2 protein-coding genes are annotated in these 2,511 nt (G+C 67.7%); one reads left to right on the top strand and one right to left on the bottom strand.

The features are described 5' to 3' along the window. A partial coding sequence (locus WA965_RS29995; protein ID WP_526448326.1) for an alpha/beta hydrolase occupies positions 1–2,055 on the top strand: 2,055 nt, incomplete at its 5' end. Here WA965_RS29995 and WA965_RS29990 read toward each other — a convergent pair. Further along, on the bottom strand, positions 2,052–2,492 hold the full coding sequence (locus tag WA965_RS29990; protein WP_526448327.1) for a hypothetical protein: 441 nt from the start codon (positions 2,490–2,492) through the stop codon (positions 2,052–2,054). The two genes, WA965_RS29995 and WA965_RS29990, sit on opposite strands and share 4 nt — an antisense overlap. Positions 2,493–2,511: the final 19 nt, after the last annotated feature.

The raw sequence follows: 2,511 nt of genomic DNA, 5'->3' as shown, positions 1-2,511 counted from the left end.
GCGCTGCAGACCGTGCCGGGCGCGCCACGACGGGAGGCCGAGGTCGCCGCGACTGCGCCGCAGGAGCCCGCGGAGGTGTCCACAATGAGCGCCCTGCTCTCTACCGCCGCGCCCACATCCGTCGTCTACACGGCCGCACCGACCTTCTCCGACCAGGTCACCGTGTTCGGATTGCGTGTACTGCAGGGCTTTTCGAGGTTCGTCGGGATCGACCTCTACGGGCAGCTCGGGAAGCTGTTGGAGAGCAGCCGACCACCGTGGTACGTGAAGCACGGGCTGCAGACGCGCGAGACTGAATTCGCGGTGGCCGAGGGAAACGTCTGGACGGTGTGGGAATTCCATCCGCCCAACCCGACCGGGAAGACGGTGATCGCCGTCCACGGCGGCGGATTCGTCGTGAAACCCACCCTGATCCACTGGGTCGACTACACGAGCATGGCGCGGGAAACCGGTGCGACGGTCGTCGTGCCGATGTACCCGCTGGCGACGACCGAGGCGGGCACCGCACGCACGGTCGTTCCGGCGATGGCGCGGTTCATCTCTGAGCAGATCGACACCTACGGCGCCGAGAACGTCAGCCTGTACGGCGATTCGGCGGGCGCCACGTTGGCGCCGGCCGCGGTGCGGGAGCTGATTCTGGCCGGCAAACCCGTTCCGGCGAGCATGGTCCTGCTGTCGATCACACCCGATCAATCGCTGTCCAATCCGGATCTTCGAACCATCGACGACCCCGTCTTCGACATCGAGCGCTACGTCCCCGGCAATCACTGGGCTGACGGACTCGACCTCAGAGACCCGCTGATCAGCCCGCTGTTCTTCGAGGACGACGTGTTCGCCGCCCTCCCGCCGACGACGATCTATCAAGGGTCGCTGGAGTTCTCGTTGCCCGATGCTCTGCTGCTGCATGCGAAGTGGTCGGCCGCCGGCGGCGCGATCTCGACTGTGGTCGGTGAAGGGCAGATCCACGACTGGGCGTTGGGCGGTCTGCCGCTGAACTCGCAGGCGCCACAGGTCCGCCCCGACATCTACCGCCGACTCGGACTCGACAGCGTCGCCGCGGGCCCCAGAACGATCGTCACGGCGCCGCCGTCGTTCGGCGACCAACTGGTGGTCGGGGCCCTGCGCACGCTTCGCTGGTTCTCCGAAGTCACCGGCATCAAACTGTTCACCGGGATCGTGGGCACGGTCACCAGCACCGCCCCGCCGCCGGGCACCGTGGCAGACCTGGCCGTCACCGAGCGGACCTACAACGGTTGGACCGTATGGGAACTCGCACCGTCGCACCCGTCGGGCGAGTTCGTCGTGGCGCTGCACGGCGGCGGATTCGAGTCCGAAGCCAACATCATCCACTGGTCGGACTACGCGTCGATGGCCCGCGACACCGGTGCCACCGTCCTGGTGCCGATCTATCCGCTGGCCCCGCCGCGCGACAACGGCACGGCGACCACGCTGGTGCCGCCGATGGCGGACTACCTGTCGATGCTCATCGACGAGCACGGTGTGGACAACGTCAGTCTGTACGGAGATTCAGCGGGCGGGTCCTATGCCATGCTCGCCGTGCAGGAGATGTTGCGCCGCTGCCGATCTGACGTGCAGTGCGTCATCTCCGAGGCGACTCCGTCGCGGATGGTGCTCGTCTCCCCCGCGCTGCACCTGACCTTGAGCGGGCCGGAGGTCGACGCTATCGACGACCCGATCCTGCCCAGCCGGCCGGCCGGCGAAGGCCCGCAGTTCAACGGTGAGCTCGACATGGATGATCCACGGGTGAACCCGATCTCGAGCGCCGACCTGACCGGGCTGCCGCCGACCGCGGTGTACATCGGGACGTTGGAGAAGCTCTATCCGGGCGCTGTGGCGTTCCGGGACAAGCTGTTGTCTCAGGATGCGAACGCCGACTTCACGTTTGTCATCGGCGACGGCCAGATGCACGGCTGGGCGCTGGGCGGTCTCTTCATCAACTCGCAAGCCCCGGTGTGGCGCCCGAATGTGTACCGGCAGCTCGGCCTGCTGGACTCCGACGATGGGGCGCGCTCCGTGACGCTGACGGTCGCCTAGCCCGCGATACTGGACTGCAGCACCACCGTGTCGCGTGGTGGGTCGAGGAACACCCGGGTGCTCCTGCGCTCCGCGCCGAAGGTCATGTTCAACTCGACGCCGGTGAGGAACGGCCCCGGCGGCAGGTCGGGCTCCAACACCTTCTGGACGGCGGGCTGCTGCCCGGACTCTTCCGACTCATGCTCTGCCACAAGCGAATCCATCGTCCCGGGAGTAATCTGGACGACGGCGTCGATCCACTCCAACTTCAGCTTGGAGGACTCGTCGTTGTTGCGCCAGGAGATCCAGGACGCCGACACCGGGGCGCCCAACGCCGGGAAGGTCTGGGCCAGCGGGTCGACGTCGTGGCGCACCACCGGTGGTGGCGGCGCGGTGCCGACGGGCTCGGCCGCGGGCTGTTGCTCCTGACACCCGGCCAGCGCCGACATCACCACCAGCGCAACGGCGACTCGGGGG

Source organism: Mycobacterium sp. (assembly GCF_049683935.1).
In the GTDB taxonomy this organism is placed as follows: domain Bacteria; phylum Actinomycetota; class Actinomycetes; order Mycobacteriales; family Mycobacteriaceae; genus Mycobacterium.
Note: the sequence above shows the minus strand (reverse complement) of the source record. Positions and strands in the feature narration are given on the sequence as shown.